This is a genomic window from Psychrobacillus sp. NPDC093180, assembly GCF_044754065.1.
Classification (GTDB): Bacteria; Bacillota; Bacilli; order Bacillales_A; family Planococcaceae; genus Psychrobacillus.
The window spans coordinates 25,495-41,300 of the sequence record NZ_JBIVOJ010000008.1; the positions used below are offsets into that span (position 1 = coordinate 25,495).

A 15,806-nucleotide genomic window follows, 5' to 3' on the forward strand; every position below is an offset into this window, starting at 1 on the left:
ACATTATCTATTATATTTATTCTATTTTTTATATTACACTAAAACCAATGGAAATGTCAGACTATTTCCACAAAAAAAGAGGGGTGTAAATATGGTTGTATATAAAATTGGCGTATTATCTGGCGATGGGATTGGACCAGAAATTGTAGATGCAACAAAAGTAATCTTAAAAGCAGCAGCAGAAAAAGCGGAAGTTGAGCTAGATTTAGTTGAATTACCGATGGGATGGAGTGCGATTAAGGAATATAACGATCCTATACCGCAATATACGAAAGAACAATTAAAGGATTGCCATGGATGGATTCTTGGGCCACATGATTCAGCAGCTTATCCACCAGAGCATAAGGTGAATCGTAATCCAAGTGGTGAATTAAGACATCATTTTGATCTGTATGCCAATATACGTCCGGCAAAAACAATGCCTAGTACAAAGAGTTTAGTCGGTGAAGCGGATTTAGTTATTTATCGGGAGAATACCGAAGGGTTTTACACAGATAGAAATATGTATCAAGGAGTTGGGGAATGGATGATTACCCCCGATGTAGCAATTTCTACAGGAGTCTTTACACGCAAGGCTATTACTCGCATTGCACATGAGGCGTTTAAAGGGGCAATGGGACGTCGTAAAAAAGTGACGATCGTTCATAAAGCGAATGTGATCAAGCTTGGTACTGGTTTATTTTTAAATGTTTGTAGAGAAGTAGCCAAACAATACCCTGAGGTGGAAGTGGATGATTATCATATTGATGCGATGACTGCCCATCTGGTGAGAAGAGCTGGTGATTTTGATGTTATCGTAACTGAAAATATGTTTGGGGATATACTGTCAGATTTAACGGGAGAGTTAGTAGGGAGCTTGGGGTTGGCACCTTCTATCAATTGTAATGACACACAAGCAATGGCACAGGCTGCACATGGTTCGGCACCGGATATAGCAGGGATGAATATAGCAAATCCTATCGGAATTATGCTTTCTACCGTCATGCTATTTGATTGGATGTATTCCCAACATAAGGATGCCAAACTTCAAACGGTCGGAAGAATTATGGAAGATGCTCTATTTTCAACTGTCAAAGAAGGTATTAAAACGAAGGATCTAGGTGGAAATGCAACTACTTCAGCATTTGCTGAGGCAATTACTAATAGAATCACGAGCAATACGATAGTTAGCAGTTAAAGAATATTTACAGATAGGCTCCCAATTTAGGAGGTATTATTTTGAAATTACAAGGTGTAATAGATATGCATGTGCATTCAGCTCCAGATATAAGAGAAAGAGCACATGATGATCTAGTATTAACAAAGCAAGCACAAGAATTAGAAGTACGTGCATTTGTTTTAAAATCACATTATTTTCCAACGACAGACCGTGCTTGGTTGATGAATCAGTTACAAAATGAGGTATTAGTTTTCGGTAGTATCACTTTAAACTATTCAGTAGGTGGTATTAATGCGATTGCAGTGAAGCACGCAGCGAACTTAGGTGCGAAAATTGTATGGTTACCTACTATAGATGCCAAGAATCATCGAATGCACGAAGGTGAAATAGGCGGCATTCATTTAATAAAGGATGAAGGTATTTCAGAAGAATTAAATGAAATCTTTAACATTATTGTCCAATACGATTTAGTTCTAGCGACAGGGCATATCTCGAAGGATGAAATCCTTTATGTAGTAAATGCGGCACGAAAAGCTGGTGTAAAAAAAATTGTCGTTACTCATCCTGAATTTCATATTCTAGGCCTTACAATAGCTGATCAAAAACATTTAGTTGAGGAATACGAGGTAATATTCGAAAGAACATATGCACAGCCAATAGGCAATAAGCAATACAAAGTAAACTTGCCAGAAATAATTGCAGCTATAAAAGAATTAGGCTATGAGTCTACATTAATTTCTACAGATAGCGGGCAAATTGAGAATCCAGCCTGGAATGTTACTCTACCAAGTTATTTAACATATTTACGTGCTCATGGGATAGAGGAAGAAGCAATTAAATACATGACGCAAACATTACCATCCTATCTACTAAACTTAGAGAAAATTTAATGAATTTGAACAATATTCCCAAAATGCATGCAAGCATATGCCTAATATGCATTATTCAACGCTGACACATTAAAGATATAATGAGAACCAAGTTAAAAATATAGGCAAGGAGGGATGCAGATGAATTTGGCTTATGTGTACGTAGACTTACTGTAACTAAAATGCTCTGATTTGAAAGCGCTATCTTTTATTAGTTTGTTTACACATAAAGTATATGAGGGGGAAGTAAAATGAAAAAAATTTTTACTTTAATATTGTTATCCATGTTGTTAGTCATGCTAGCGGCATGCGGAAATGAACCTGAAAACACAAGTGCGGAAGCCGAAACACCATCTTCTGATTCAAACTATCCGGAAAAAGCTTTAACATTCATCGTGCCATCTGGAGCTGGTGGTGGGCTTGATACGATGGGGAGAACATTAAGTAGTTTATTGTCTACTGAAAAACTGGTTGATAAAGCAATTACTGTAGAAAATAACCCAGGTGGCGGTCAAGTAGTTGGAACAGTTGCATTTGCCAACAAAGAAAAAGGCAATGATTATAAAATGTTAATCGCTTCTACACCATTTTTGCTCAATCACATTAAAAAAGAAGGTAACAGTCCAATTTCTTACCGGGATATTACGCCAATTGCACGCTTAGTGACAGAGTACGATGTATTGGCAGTACCAGCAGATTCTCCATATCAGGATTTACAATCATTAATGACTGCATTAAAAGCAGATCCACAATCAATTACATTTTCCGGAGGGTCGGGTCCAGGATCATTTGATCATTTAAATGCTATTTATCCAGCGATGAAGTCAGGTGTTGATATTAAATCGATGAAATATATTTCCTATGATGGCGGTGGAGAAGCCCTAACTGCTTTACTTGGAGGAAATGCAGATGTCGTTACTTCAGATGTTTCATCTGTTTATGAGTTTGTTAAATCTGGTGATGTAAGAATTTTAGGTATATCAGCACCTGAACGTTTAGAAGGGGCGTTTGCAGAAATTCCAACTTATAAAGAGCAAGGAATAGATGCTGTATTGACAAACTGGCGTGGTCTTTATGGTCCTGCTGATATGAGTGATGATGCTAAAGCATTTTGGTCTGAAACTATTGCGAATCTATCAGAAACTCAGGGCTGGGCAGATTTAATGGAAAAGCAAGGATGGCAAGATGGGTTTATGCCTGAAGCAGAATTTATTAAGTTGATGGAAGAAGAAGAAGCGATGTATACGGCAATCTATGAAGATTTAGGAATGGCAAAATAATACCTTTATACGTGTAATGTCTTGATATAAGAAGGCATTACACGTACTTTATATGACGCTTTAAAGAAACTGATATCGGACTATTTTTGGGAAGGGAGGGAACATGTTGAATAAAAAATTTGATAGATTTACTGGTATTTTATTTTTAGCGGTGGGGACTTTATTTATTCTGGAAAGTAGAAAGCTTTCAGAAAGCGCATATGGAAGCGGGGTTGGCCCCGATATTTTTCCGATGTATTTAGGTATTGTACTAGTACTTCTAAGCATTCGATTATTTTATGAAACCTTTAAGTATCAAAGGGACAATGGAGAAAAAGAAAAGTTAGATTATAAACGCTTCATTATTATAGCGGCAACTGCACTTTTCTATGCACTATTTATAGAATCTTTAGGTTATGTAATTACTACCTTTATCTTCTTATTTGTTGGTTTCCAAACGATGGAAAAGGGAAAAGTTTGGATTTCCCTTTTAATATCTTCCATTTTTTCGGGTGGGGTTTATTTTTTATTTGTAGAAGTTTTACAAGGGACCCTTCCACCGTTTCCGTTTTAACATTATCAAAGGGGGGAGGATTTTATGGGGACGCTGGATTTTTTATTTCAAGGATTTGCAACAGCATTGCAATGGCATAATCTATTATTTGCGTTTTTTGGTGTTTTAATCGGGACCGCAGTGGGAGTTTTGCCGGGTATTGGTCCAATGAGTGGAATTGCGCTATTAATGCCTATGGTTGCTTCGGTCACTGGAGGATTACCACCTGAACAGGCAGTTACAAGTTCTATTATTCTTTTAGCAGGTGTATATTATGGTGCTATGTATGGAGGATCTACAACATCCATTCTATTGAATACGCCGGGTGAGTCGTCATCGGTAGTAACGACATTAGATGGTCATCAAATGGCTAAAAATGGTCGTGCAGGTGTTGCGCTTGCAATTAGTGCAATTGGTTCTTTCGCTGCAGGAATAGTTTCTTTAATTGGGTTGGTTTTATTAGCTAAGCCACTTGCAAGTATAGCAATAAAGTTCGGTCCGGCAGAATATACAACGCTTATGCTTCTAGGATTATTAGCTGTAAGTGGATTAGGTGGTAAGTCCATTACAAAAGCCTTGATGATGACAGTTGTAGGTCTTTTAATAGCTACAATCGGAATAGATTCTGTTTCGGGGATCATGCGCTTTACATATGAAATTCCAACACTGTATGAAGGAATCGAGTTTCTAACGATTGCAGTAGGTTTATTTGCAGTGGGGGAAGTATTTAAATCGATTCTTGAAAGGGAAAAAAATGAAGGTAAGATAGCAAAAATTAATAGCATTATACCGACTAAAAAAGATTTGAAAGATAGCTCTCTGCCAATAGCTCGCGGCTCGATTTTTGGCTTTTTTATCGGTGTGCTTCCAGGTGCAGGAGCAACTCTTGCTTCATTTTTCTCTTATATTATGGAGAAAAAGCTTAGTAAAAACCCGAAGAAATTTGGAACAGGTGCTATTGAAGGGGTAGCTGGACCAGAATCGGCAAACAATGCTGCAGCTGGAGGTGCTATGGTACCACTTCTAACATTAGGAATTCCAGGGTCAGGATCAACTGCGATTTTAATGAGTGCATTTATCATGTTCAATATTACACCGGGACCACTACTGTTTGAAAATCATCCACAAGTTGCATGGGGATTGATCGCAAGTATGTTCATGGGGAATCTTATTTTATTAGTATTAAACTTACCATTAGTAAAAGTATTTGCAAAAGTAATAGAAACGCCACCAAAGTATTTAATCCCCTCGATCATTGCATTTTCGTTTTTCGGTGTGTATGCAGTTCAGTTATCTATATTCGATTTAGTGTTACTAGTTGCACTTGGCATTGCGGGATACTTTTTAACAAAAAATGATTATCCAATTGCACCGCTTGTATTAGGTGTCGTATTAGGACCGATGATTGAAAACAATTTTAGAAGATCTTTAACGATTTCAAATGGAGATTTAATGATTTTTGTTGAAAGACCACTTTCCCTTGTATTCGTAATTATCGGTATTCTATGGATTTTAACACCAATGTTATTAAAGTTAAGAGGGAAAAAAGTACTCATTAATGAAGAATAAGGAGACGAGGAAAATGACCATTATAGGAAAATATTTAGATATACCAACAACATGTGTATCGGACGCATTAAAGGGTTTAACGAATATGGCTGCAGAAATAAAACCATTAAAAGAAAATTACCGTATTGCTGGAAGGGCATTTACTGTTCAAATGCCAGTAGGGGATAACTTAGTTGTATTAAAGGCTATCAGAACTGCGAAACCTGGCGACGTTTTGGTCATCGATGCAAAAGGAGATACGTATCGTGCGATTGCAGGAGATTTTATATTAGGAATGGCACAGGATTTAGGTATACAAGCAGTTGTAGTCGATGGCGTCATTAGAGACGTGGTTGGTATTAAAGAATTGAATTTTCCTGTATTTTGTAAAGGAACGACGATCGCAGCGAGTGGCAAGGCAGGAGAAGGAGAGATAAATGTACCAATTTCTTGCGGAGGTGTAACTGTGCATCCTGGAGACATTATAGTAGGGGACGCAGATGGTATTACAGTCATACCTCAAGATGTAGAAGAAAACGTTCTAGAAAAATCTAAAGCAAAAAAAGAGCAAGATGAGCAAAGAGCTGCTAAAGTATCTGGAAAGAAAGATCAAATCATTGCTTACTTAGATGATTTTCTAAAATAATTTGAATAAGCAAAAGGATGGGGGGATGTCTTCCCATCCTATCCATTTGCCGCTTTCATAAACTCAATAAATTTATTAACAACGTTCAAACTTTCCACTTCTTCATGATACACTAACCAAGTTTTTTGCGTTAAAACCTCTCCATCTAGTGTTGTAAGAGGGATTTTATAAATAGGATCATGCTCATTAAAAAATAGAGAAGGTAATATTGCGTAGCCTAAGCCATGCATGACCATTTCCTTGCATGTATCCGCTCGATCTACGGTTGTACTTATTTGTGATGGTAGTTTAAAGCGCTCCGCCCACCAATTATCCACCATATGCTTATAGAGTAAATCGGTTTGATAATTAATGCGAGGCAGCGTATGTAAATCATCCACTTCCACTTTTTCCACAGAAGCAATACAAATCTCTTCTTCAAACAAAAGAATCTTTTTACCAGGCCAGTTATAATCGCCTCGAATAATTCCTACATGAATATCATGTGAATAGGCGATTTGTGAAATATTGCGGCTATGATCTGTAATAATTTCATATCCAACATTCGGATAATTTTCTTTAAACGTTTTTAGCCATAAAGGCAATTTGTATTTACTGATGAAATTAGATACACCAAGTCGGAGTGTGCCTGCCACATGATGATGATAATTATCGATTGCTTCTTTAATCTCTCTAAAGGTATACAGCAATTTTTCTGCACGTTCGGCTAAATATTCTCCCTCAGGAGTAAACTGCACTCCTTTTACACCTCTCGTAACAATTTGTACATCAAACTCAGCTTCTATTTGTTTAAGTCTTTTAGTTAGAGTAGGCTGTGCGATAAAAAGTGCCTGTCCTGTTTTGGTAATACTTTTTTCCTTATATAAAGTATGTAAAATGAGCCAATCTCGATCGTCCATCTTTTCGCCCCCTTCGATATCTATTATATCATTTTCTGACTTTACAGTTTTTTAGAAATAGAGATTATAAAAGTATAGCATGGCTATCTATGAATAATCGCTATTTTTAAAAGCACTCTACTTTAATTTAAGATAATAATATAACCGTTTTATAAGGAGTAGATTAAATGAGCGTCGGTAAATATATGGAGAAAAGTACCTTGAAAGTTAAGGGAAAAGAATATAATTATTATTCTATTCCGCAGCTGATGAAGGAATTCCCTAGTGTTAGTAAGCTACCTTATTCTATAAAAGTTTTACTAGAGGCTGCTATACGGACATTTGATGAGAAAGCTGTAACAAAAGAGCATATTAAGAAATTAGCTACTTGGAATATTAGTAAAAATGTGAATGAGGAAGTACCTTTTAAGCCCACTAGAATTTTACTGCATGATACTACAGGACTGCCGGCAATTGTTGATTTGGCAGCAATGAGAGAAACAATGCATCGTGCCGGTGGAGATCCGGCTTTGATCAATCCAGTCATACCTGTGGATTTGGTAGTAGATCACTCTGTGACAGTAGATCATTTCGGACGACCAGAAGCATTACTGTTAAATGAAAAAATAAATATAGAACGAAATAAAGAGCGCTTTCGTTTTCTAAGATGGGCACAGCAGTCTTTCAACAATCTTCAAATTGTTCCTCCAGCAACAGGTATTATGCACCAAATCAATATGGAATATTTGTCTTCAGTTGCAGCAGTTCAAAACACGGTTGAAGGAACGGTTGTTTTTCCAGATTCATTAGTCGGAACGGATTCGCATACAACGATGATCAATGGATTAGGGATACTGGCCTGGGGGGTTGGTGGAATAGAGGCAGAAGCTGCTATGTTAGGGCAACCATTGTACTTTGTTCCACCTGAAGTAGTTGGTTTTCAGTTAAAAGGAACTTTAAATGAAGGAGTTACAGCAACAGATTTGGCCCTCACAATAACGAATTTGCTAAGAAAAGAAAATGTCGTTGGTAAATTTGTAGAGTTTATCGGTGATGGCGTCAAATCTATGAGCGTTGCTGATAGAGCAACTATTGCGAATATGGCACCAGAATATGGAGCGACAATGGGGTACTTCCCTGTAGATGGCCAGACGCTAAATTATTTACGACTGATAGGACATGAGGAAGCGCATGTCGAATTGGTCGAGGCTTATTATAAACAACAAGGTATGTTTGCAGAAAATGCGGCCATTGCAGATTATTCTGTGTTACTCGAGCTTAATTTAGCAAATGTCGTCCCTTCCTTAGCTGGCCCTAAACGACCGCAGGACCTTGTTAAATTGGGTGATATGAAAAAAGAGTATAGAGAAATTATTCAAAAGCAGGTAACTGAGGGAGGCTATGGGCTAAGCGATCAAGAAGTAGAGAAGGAAATCCAACTTCCACTTATAGATGGGACAAATTCAACCTTAAAAAATGGTTCGGTTGTATTGGCAGCAATCACTAGTTGTACGAACACCTCAAATCCAATGGTGTTGATAATGGCAGGTATCTTAGCAAAGAATGCTGTAGAGAAAGGCTTGACAAAACCAGCGTATGTGAAAAGTTCTCTCACACCGGGTTCTCGAGTAGTAACAGACTACTTGCAAGAAGCAGGGCTACTAAACTACTTAGAACAGCTTGGTTTTCACGTTGCGGGCTATGGCTGTGCAACTTGTATTGGCAATTCAGGACCTCTCATAGAGGAAGTGCGAGATGCAATTGACCAGCATAATTTAACCGTTGCAGGTGTACTCTCCGGAAATAGAAATTTTGAGGGACGTGTACATCCGCAAATAAAAGCAAATTATCTCGCATCACCGCCATTAGTAATTGCCTATGCATTAGCAGGTACGGTAGATATAGACTTTACTAGCGAACCAATTGGCTATGATTATGCTAAGCAGCCGGTTTTTTTAAGAGATATTTGGCCATCTTCATCAGACGTAGATGCATTATTAATAAAGGCATTAAGACCAAGTATGTTTAAACATCGCTATAAAAATATATTGGATGTAAATAAAGATTGGAACCAAATTGAAGTAAAAAACAGTCAACTATTTGATTGGGAAGCATCCTCAACCTATGTCCAAGAGCCGCCTTTCCTGCAAGGGCTAACAGAGAATTTAGCAGATATTAATGATTTTAAAGATATAAGAATACTGGCGTTATTAGGTGATTCTGTGACTACTGATCATTTATCTCCTTCAGGTGCAGTACCACCAAGCAGTGTTGCTGGACAGTATTTGCAAAAGAACGGTGTATTGAAAAAAGATTTAAATTCATATCCATCTAGACGTGGTAATCATCATGTGATGATTCGTGGAGCATTGGCAAATCACCGCATTAGAAACCTAATGGTTCCAGGAGTTGAAGGAGGATATACAAAACACCTCCCAACTGATGAAGTGCTCTCCATGTACGATGCATCCAAAGCGTATAAAAGAGATAATACATCTTTATTCATCATTGCTGGGAAAGAATATGGAACTGGTAGCTCTCGTGATTGGGCCGCAAAAGGTGTTTTATTACTAGGAGTGAAGGCTGTAGTGGCAGAAAGCTTTGAACGAATTCATCGAAGCAATCTGGTGAATATGGGAGTTTTACCTTTGCAATTTCTACCTGGTGAAAATGCGGGAACGCTAGGATTAGATGGTACGGAAGTTTTCCAAACGATTGGTTTATCAAATGATATTAAGCCAGGACAACAAATACAAATAACAGCAGTGAACAATAAGCATACCGTAACCTTCGAGGTGATTGTCCGACTAGATAATATCGTTGATATTGAATACTACCGAAATGGTGGAATCATGCAAAAGGTTGTTAGAGATCGTTTACTGCAGTCAAATTCTGAGGAGGTAAAGTATGGATTTAAGTAATGCGTTTGCACAATTAGTTGTAGATATCAATCGAACTGCACATCAGTTTCAATCGAGTATTGTTATTATAACGGATAATAAATGTCTAGATGCTAAAAGTATTCTTGGGCTAACTTATTCTGTGTTAAACTCAAAATCCTTTGTCTTGGAGATTCATGGTCCAGATGCAGAGGAAGCCAAAAAAGAGATGGTGCAAGTATTTCATCACCATAATCTATCAGTAGAAGTCCATACGGAATAGACTACAAGCCTATAAGAGCACTATTTTGTTAGTTGCTTGCTTAGGCTTTTCTAAATTGATAGGAGCAATCGAAAATATGAATGAAATTGAATCAACATTATCTATTATATTAATTTGTAAAGAAAGATTAAAATTGATATATAGTTCTTAATATTAAAATAATCGGGTTGGAGGGATAAGAGTGGATGCGAAATTAGCGCTCATTGAAGCAGGTTTATATTTGCAAAATAATCGGCTAGCTTGGGGAACCTCTGGCAACATGAGCGTGCGATTAGATGATGAGCAAATGCTTCTTACTGCTTCAGGTACGAAAATAGGAGAATTATCTGCTGACGATTTAATCGTTTCCAATATTTATACGGGTGCATATACGGGAGAACGGAAAGCTTCCAAAGAGACACCTATGCATAGTGGAATTTATAAGAAGAGGGCAGACGTGAAGGCTGTTATTCATTCATCTCCTTTTTATACTACCTTTCTTTCTTGTACCAATGAAAACATTCAATCGAATTTATTCATCGAAACAATGTACTATCTTGAAAATATTGCTTATGTTGAGTATTTTCATCCAGGCACAGCTGAGCTAGGAGAAGCGATTGCACAAAAAGCTTGTGAGGTAAACATTATTATGATGAAAAATCATGGAGTGGTTGTCTTTGATGAGTCTTTAGAAGAAGCTAAAATGCGACTGGAAACGTTAGAAATGGCTTGTCGCATGATGGTCGAAGCAAAAGCAAGTGGAATTCCATTAGTAGGATTGAGCGAGGATACGGTTCAAAGCTTTTTAAATGAATCACTCTATAAGCCAAGAAAAAAATAGATGGAGGCTGTAAAGCGATGTATAAAATAGGGATAGTAAATGCTACAAAAAACTCGATGGAACCGATCAATGATGTATTGGAAACAAAGGAATCATTAGTAACAGCACAGCATTTTTCAGATTTCGAATTACTAAGTGATATTAGGGAAGCTGGTGGAGTCAAAAAACCTTTCATTAGAAGAGTGATTCGATTATTAGAAGAAGCAGAGAGCCAACAAGTAGATGGGGTTGCACTATCTTGCTCCTCTTTTACACCCTATGTAGATTTACTCAGATCATTATTTGATTTTCCGATTGTCAGCGTGGATTACGATATGCTTGAAAAATCTGTAGAGGTCGGTACGAAGATTGGTGTAATTTCCACTTTGCCAACTGCCGGAAAAACAACAAAAAGTATTATCGAAAGTATTGCAACTAAACAAAACAAAAACGTGGAGATTTATAGTGAGATCGTTGACCAGGCAGGAAAAGCCATCTTAAATGGACAGGAAGAAGAGCATAATCGTCTTATAATAGAGACAATAATAGAATTATCGGCAAAATGTGATGTGATTGTACTGGCTCAGCTGTCTATGTGTAGAGTATTAAGGCAAAAAGTAGAGCTCCAGAACGATATTCCTATTTTAACAAGCGCAGATTTTTGTATCTCCTCCTTGATAAATACGTTAGGCAGGAAAGAGGAGGGGTTAGGGTGCAGCATTTTATCGGTGTAGTTGCGGATGATACAACGGGTGCAAATGACATAGGAATTATGTTTAGAAGGGGTGGTTACTCGGCGAAAGTATATTTTTATTCAGAAGAGCAAGCTTATAAAATGGATACGAATGTTGTTATCGTGGATACGGATAGTCGCTTAGATTCACCAGAAGTGAGCTACAATAAGGTTTACAATGCTACGGAGAAGCTAAAGGAAGCTGGATGTAAGACTTTTTACAATAAAACCTGTTCGGTCTTTCGAGGTAATATTGGCGTAGAATTTGACGCGATGCTAGATGCTTTAGAGGAAGAATTTGCAGTCATAAGCTTGGCATACCCTTTGAATGGTCGCAAAACAGTACATGGAATTCATACGGTGCATGGCAAAAAACTTGAGCAATCAGAGTTCGCAAAAGATCCAGTTCATCCTACAACTGAATCCTCTTTAGTATCTATTCTACAAAAACAAACGGCTAGATTGGTTAGCTTTATAGATATTGATGTGGTTCGTCAAGGACCAGCAAGGCTAACAGAAGAAATCGAAAAAAAGAAACGCGAATCTAATTATTGTATTATCGATTCTGAAACCCAACAAGATTTACAAATCGTAGCAGAAGCAATTAAAGATATTCGTGTAATATGCGGTAGTTCCGCGCTAGGTGAGGAGTTACCACATTATTATAGTGAGCAGCCTATACCGACGGAGATAGATGATATAAAGATAGAAAATAATCAGGGTGTACTTGTCGTAGCAGGAAGTCTTACACCACAAACAAAGTCACAAATTCTATTTTTGAAAAACAAAGAGATAGAACAAATAATAATAGATTCACGACAATTAATTTCTTCGAATGATTTAGCTGAAATAAGAGAAATTGTTGAGCAAGCTACATCAATATTACTTACAGGTAACGATGTACTTATCATGCCAAATAATAGAGATGAAGTCGTAAAAGAAACGAAACGTATAGGTGAGGAAAAAGGATACACGCCTTTAGAAACAAGTAAGATGGTCTCTGCTATGTTAGCAGAAATTACTGCAGAGATTGTCCAACAAATTTCACTGAAAAAGTTGATTGTTGCAGGAGGAGACACCTCTGGGACGGTCATTAGAAAGCTTCGTTTGGAGGGCAATTATATTTTAGAAGAAGTAGATATAGGTGTCCCATCTATCAGAGCTATGGGAGAAGATATGTTCATGGTATTAAAGTCAGGAAGCTTCGGCAAGGAGAGCTTTTTAATGGATGCTATTGATCATTTAAGAAATCTTACGTTAGTAACTAAGTGAAGAAGAGTAATAGAAATGCAGACTCAAAGTAAGTGTGAGTCTGCATTTTTTACGGTTTGTCGATTAGTAGTGGAAAACTATGGGGTAAGTCGTCCTGAAAAAAATAAAAATAAGAAACAGTTTGTCGACTATGTAAATCCAGTAAATGGCTAAGGGCAACAGATTAGTTATGATAAGCAATCAAATCTAGTTGGTAAGCAACTAAATCAGCATCAGAGCAATCAAATTACTAGTGAAAGCAACCAGATTGCCGATGAGAGCAACCAAATCTAAAAATGACAGATTACTTGAAGTGAGACGCCGATAATTATTGCTAGTTTTCCTATTATGCTAAACCTATGAAACAGTGTAATGCTCGACAGCTTCTTTTCTCAAACACTAATTTTCATGATACGATTGGAGAATATAAAGTTTTGTAAGGGGGTAGATTCCGTGTTCATAGATAAGCTAAAAAATAGGTTAAATGAAAATCAACCTCTGTTTATCGGAGAGGAGACGGCATTACGTTCAGCTGTTATGATACCACTTATTCAAGTAGATAATGAATGGCATGTTCTTTTTGAAGTACGTTCACTAACGATGAGAAAACAACCAGGGGATATAAGTTTTCCGGGTGGTCGAATTGATGCAACAGATGCATCGCCAATGGAAGCTGCCATAAGAGAAACCTATGAAGAACTAGGTATAGATCCAGCATCCATCAACGTATTAGGACAAATGAGTGCTTATGTTTCATCTCCCTCTTTTGTTGTTTATCCGTTTGTAGCGACGATTGACCAGCATCCAATACATTCCTTTAACAAGCAAGAGGTCGAAGAGGTATTCACGATACCTGTCGACTGGTTGTTGAACTATCAACCTTATATGCATACAGTATCCGTTCAACCGATGCCCTTAACCGATTTTCCCTTTGAAAAGATTATGAATGGCGATAAATATCAATGGAGACCACGTGCGATCGAGGAATGGTTCTATGATTTTGGAAAATATACAATATGGGGTTTGACCGCTAGAATATTAAAGCATTTTGTAGAGACGATTAAATAAGTAATATTGGAATTTTTAGTATAAGGTCCGAATAGGCTGATATAACGAAGAGTGTACAAGAATTATATTATTGCTGCTCTTACGATAAGGAGGCTGGCTAGTTGATGACAGTGTCGGAAGGAAAATATGTGGAAGTAAACCCAGGTGTAGAATTGTATGTTCAAGATGTGGGAAGTGGGGAACCAATTGTTTTTATCCCTGGCTTTACGTTTACAACGGAAGTGTTTACTCATCAAGTGGAGCACTTCTCCAAAACAAATCGAGTCATTGTTATCGATCCAAGAAGTCACGGTCGATCATCGATTACGTTACAGGGAAATGATTATGTAACGCATGGTACTGATTTGGCAAAGGTACTTGAAATATTACAATTAAAGAACGTAACACTTGCAGGCTGGTCATTCGGTTGCTTATCTATTTGGGAGTATTTAAAACAGAATGGCTATGATAATGTAAACTCTCTTATTTTCATTGATATGTCACCAAAGGCATTGTCGACAAACGGTGTAGAAGATTGGGTGGAAGGTCCTCTAGATGACATTGGAGCAATTTATAACACGTACTTACGCAATCCGGCAGGTCAACGAGAATTTATTAAGGCTTACACAACAAGTGTCATGGTGCAGCGTGATGTAACGGAGGAGGAGTTAAATTGGCTAGTGGAGCAATCATTAAAAACTCCTTATTATATTGCTACGAATTTATTTGCTTCTGGTATGTTCTCTGATTATCGAGAACAAGCGAGAGAAGCTAGTGAAACAGTACCTACATTAACGATTGTGGCGGACCATTGGGCAGATAGAGCAATTGCGTTTACACAAAGGATCTCTCCAAAGTCCAGCATAGAAGCACTTGGCGGACATCTCATGTTCTGGGAGCATAGTAAGGAATTTAACAAGTTAGTAGATCAGTTCTTAAAAGGATGACTTAGACGGAAATAAATTAAAGAAATACAGTCTCTCTGTAAGGTGAGAGGCTGTATTTTTTTGCTTTAGAAAATTATTAAAAACTAGAAAAATAAGTGGTACCTCTTAAAGCTCAATATAAGAATGCTGCGTAGTAAGTCCGAAATAGAACAGAAGCATGAGCTCTTTTGTTCTGGAAGTATTATTTATAACCGCTCATTGTGTTGACTTAAGGGTAAAAGAAACACAAAATAAGGTTAAAGACAGAACGAGGAGGCAATATGATGAAAAAGCTATTGTTAACTGGATTTGAACCGTTTTTATCTTTTACCGTAAATCCTACCATGCGTATAGTGGAGGAATTAAATGGACTGGAAATTGGAGGCTATCAAGTGTTAAGTCGAGTGCTGCCAGTCGATTTTGCGTTATCTGGAGCAAAAATTTTAGCACATATCGAAGAAGTTAAGCCGGATGCGGTCATTTCATTAGGATTAGCAGGGGGCAGATATAAGATCACTCCAGAACGAATCGCTATTAATGTGAAAGATGGAGCAGCCGACAATGAGGGGCATATCCCGATCGATGAAACTATTAATATAGAAGGAGAGCCCGGTTACTTTTCCACATTACCTATTCGCCAAATGGTTAACAAACTATTAGAAGAAGGGTTTCCTGCAGAAATATCCAATACGGCGGGAACTTATCTATGCAATAACGTTATGTATGAAGCGTTGCACTATGCAAAAACAGTGAATCCCAATATGAAAGCAGGATTTATCCATATTCCAGCATCTCATGAATTAGCAATTCAACATGGGAAAATTCCTAGTTGGTCACATGCAGATTTGAAGAAGAGTGTAGAGATTTGTATTGGGGAATTAGTGTAAGCCTTGAGAAATAATTAAGAATAGGTATTCTATTCAACGAGACAGGCATACCTGTTTTCTGACTTTATAAAAGGCCAAGGGGGTAGAAA

Annotated in this window: 16 protein-coding genes; 15 read left to right on the forward strand and 1 reads right to left on the reverse strand. The window is 37.5% G+C overall.

The window, feature by feature from the left end:
- Positions 1 to 91: 91 nt before the first annotated feature.
- The 6 genes from ACIP9W_RS13050 to ACIP9W_RS13075 all read left to right on the forward strand — a co-directional run bounded on the left by ACIP9W_RS13050 (position 92) and on the right by ACIP9W_RS13075 (position 6,034).
- Entirely contained in the window at positions 92 to 1,177 is a 1,086-nt protein-coding gene (locus ACIP9W_RS13050; RefSeq protein WP_400790056.1) for an isocitrate/isopropylmalate dehydrogenase family protein, read from the forward strand.
- Positions 1,178 to 1,218: 41 nt separating this feature from the next.
- Positions 1,219 to 2,049 (forward strand): DUF6282 family protein, encoded by an 831-nt coding sequence (locus ACIP9W_RS13055; RefSeq protein ID WP_400790058.1) that lies wholly within the window; start codon positions 1,219 to 1,221, stop codon positions 2,047 to 2,049.
- A gap of 230 nt (positions 2,050 to 2,279) precedes the next feature.
- Complete coding sequence (locus tag ACIP9W_RS13060) at positions 2,280 to 3,308, forward strand: tripartite tricarboxylate transporter substrate binding protein (protein ID WP_400790061.1); 1,029 nt, start codon at positions 2,280 to 2,282, stop codon at positions 3,306 to 3,308.
- A 106-nt stretch (positions 3,309 to 3,414) separates the two neighbouring features.
- On the forward strand, positions 3,415 to 3,861 hold the full coding sequence (locus ACIP9W_RS13065; RefSeq protein WP_400790508.1) for a tripartite tricarboxylate transporter TctB family protein: 447 nt from the start codon (positions 3,415 to 3,417) through the stop codon (positions 3,859 to 3,861).
- Positions 3,862 to 3,885: 24 nt separating this feature from the next.
- Entirely contained in the window at positions 3,886 to 5,409 is a 1,524-nt protein-coding gene (locus ACIP9W_RS13070; protein WP_400790064.1) for a tripartite tricarboxylate transporter permease, read from the forward strand.
- A 13-nt stretch (positions 5,410 to 5,422) separates the two neighbouring features.
- The gene (locus ACIP9W_RS13075) at positions 5,423 to 6,034 is read left to right on the forward strand and encodes an RraA family protein (protein ID WP_400790066.1); all 612 of its coding nucleotides are present in this window, start codon (positions 5,423 to 5,425) and stop codon (positions 6,032 to 6,034) included.
- A 38-nt stretch (positions 6,035 to 6,072) separates the two neighbouring features.
- Here the strand turns inward: ACIP9W_RS13075 and ACIP9W_RS13080 are convergent, their stop codons facing one another.
- Entirely contained in the window at positions 6,073 to 6,933 is an 861-nt protein-coding gene (locus ACIP9W_RS13080) for a LysR family transcriptional regulator (protein ID WP_400790069.1), read from the reverse strand.
- A gap of 167 nt (positions 6,934 to 7,100) precedes the next feature.
- Here ACIP9W_RS13080 and acnA point away from each other — a divergent pair, with 167 nt between their 5' ends.
- From acnA to pcp, 9 genes are all read left to right on the forward strand, one after another.
- The gene (gene acnA / locus ACIP9W_RS13085) at positions 7,101 to 9,833 is read left to right on the forward strand and encodes an aconitate hydratase AcnA (protein WP_400790071.1); all 2,733 of its coding nucleotides are present in this window, start codon (positions 7,101 to 7,103) and stop codon (positions 9,831 to 9,833) included.
- The gene (locus ACIP9W_RS13090) at positions 9,820 to 10,074 is read left to right on the forward strand and encodes an HPr family phosphocarrier protein (protein ID WP_400790074.1); all 255 of its coding nucleotides are present in this window, start codon (positions 9,820 to 9,822) and stop codon (positions 10,072 to 10,074) included. The genes acnA and ACIP9W_RS13090 overlap by 14 nt, the downstream gene beginning before the upstream one ends.
- A 181-nt stretch (positions 10,075 to 10,255) precedes the next feature.
- The gene (locus tag ACIP9W_RS13095; protein ID WP_400790077.1) at positions 10,256 to 10,894 is read left to right on the forward strand and encodes a class II aldolase/adducin family protein; all 639 of its coding nucleotides are present in this window, start codon (positions 10,256 to 10,258) and stop codon (positions 10,892 to 10,894) included.
- A 17-nt stretch (positions 10,895 to 10,911) separates the two neighbouring features.
- Positions 10,912 to 11,607 carry an aspartate/glutamate racemase family protein gene (locus ACIP9W_RS13100; protein ID WP_400790079.1) on the forward strand — a complete coding sequence of 232 codons (696 nt, stop codon included), beginning with the start codon at positions 10,912 to 10,914 and terminating at the stop codon, positions 11,605 to 11,607.
- Positions 11,586 to 12,878 (forward strand): four-carbon acid sugar kinase family protein, encoded by a 1,293-nt coding sequence (locus ACIP9W_RS13105; RefSeq protein ID WP_400790082.1) that lies wholly within the window; start codon positions 11,586 to 11,588, stop codon positions 12,876 to 12,878. The genes ACIP9W_RS13100 and ACIP9W_RS13105 overlap by 22 nt, the downstream gene beginning before the upstream one ends.
- A gap of 15 nt (positions 12,879 to 12,893) precedes the next feature.
- Entirely contained in the window at positions 12,894 to 13,031 is a 138-nt protein-coding gene (locus ACIP9W_RS13110) for a hypothetical protein (RefSeq protein ID WP_400790085.1), read from the forward strand.
- 279 nt (positions 13,032 to 13,310) lie between these two features.
- Complete coding sequence (locus ACIP9W_RS13115) at positions 13,311 to 13,925, forward strand: NUDIX hydrolase (RefSeq protein WP_400790087.1); 615 nt, start codon at positions 13,311 to 13,313, stop codon at positions 13,923 to 13,925.
- A gap of 104 nt (positions 13,926 to 14,029) precedes the next feature.
- Complete coding sequence (locus tag ACIP9W_RS13120; RefSeq protein ID WP_400790510.1) at positions 14,030 to 14,851, forward strand: alpha/beta fold hydrolase; 822 nt, start codon at positions 14,030 to 14,032, stop codon at positions 14,849 to 14,851.
- Between the two features lie 263 nt (positions 14,852 to 15,114).
- Positions 15,115 to 15,717: a pyroglutamyl-peptidase I gene (gene pcp, locus ACIP9W_RS13125; RefSeq protein ID WP_400790512.1), complete on the forward strand. Its 603-nt coding sequence runs from the start codon at positions 15,115 to 15,117 to the stop codon at positions 15,715 to 15,717.
- Positions 15,718 to 15,806: the final 89 nt, after the last annotated feature.

Excerpts from the sequence above, each read along its gene's own strand:
- ACIP9W_RS13050 (WP_400790056.1), top strand. The coding sequence starts at position 92 with ATGGTTGTATATAAAATTGGCGTATTATCTGGCGATGGGATTGGACCA.
- ACIP9W_RS13060 (WP_400790061.1), top strand. The coding sequence starts at position 2,280 with ATGAAAAAAATTTTTACTTTAATATTGTTATCCATGTTGTTAGTCATG.
- ACIP9W_RS13070 (WP_400790064.1), top strand. The coding sequence starts at position 3,886 with ATGGGGACGCTGGATTTTTTATTTCAAGGATTTGCAACAGCATTGCAA.
- ACIP9W_RS13075 (WP_400790066.1), top strand. The coding sequence starts at position 5,423 with ATGACCATTATAGGAAAATATTTAGATATACCAACAACATGTGTATCG.
- ACIP9W_RS13080 (WP_400790069.1), bottom strand. The coding sequence starts at position 6,933 with ATGGACGATCGAGATTGGCTCATTTTACATACTTTATATAAGGAAAAA.
- acnA (WP_400790071.1), top strand. The coding sequence starts at position 7,101 with ATGAGCGTCGGTAAATATATGGAGAAAAGTACCTTGAAAGTTAAGGGA.
- ACIP9W_RS13090 (WP_400790074.1), top strand. The coding sequence starts at position 9,820 with ATGGATTTAAGTAATGCGTTTGCACAATTAGTTGTAGATATCAATCGA.
- ACIP9W_RS13100 (WP_400790079.1), top strand. The coding sequence starts at position 10,912 with ATGTATAAAATAGGGATAGTAAATGCTACAAAAAACTCGATGGAACCG.
- ACIP9W_RS13110 (WP_400790085.1), top strand. The coding sequence starts at position 12,894 with ATGCAGACTCAAAGTAAGTGTGAGTCTGCATTTTTTACGGTTTGTCGA.
- ACIP9W_RS13120 (WP_400790510.1), top strand. The coding sequence starts at position 14,030 with ATGACAGTGTCGGAAGGAAAATATGTGGAAGTAAACCCAGGTGTAGAA.
- pcp (WP_400790512.1), top strand. The coding sequence starts at position 15,115 with ATGAAAAAGCTATTGTTAACTGGATTTGAACCGTTTTTATCTTTTACC.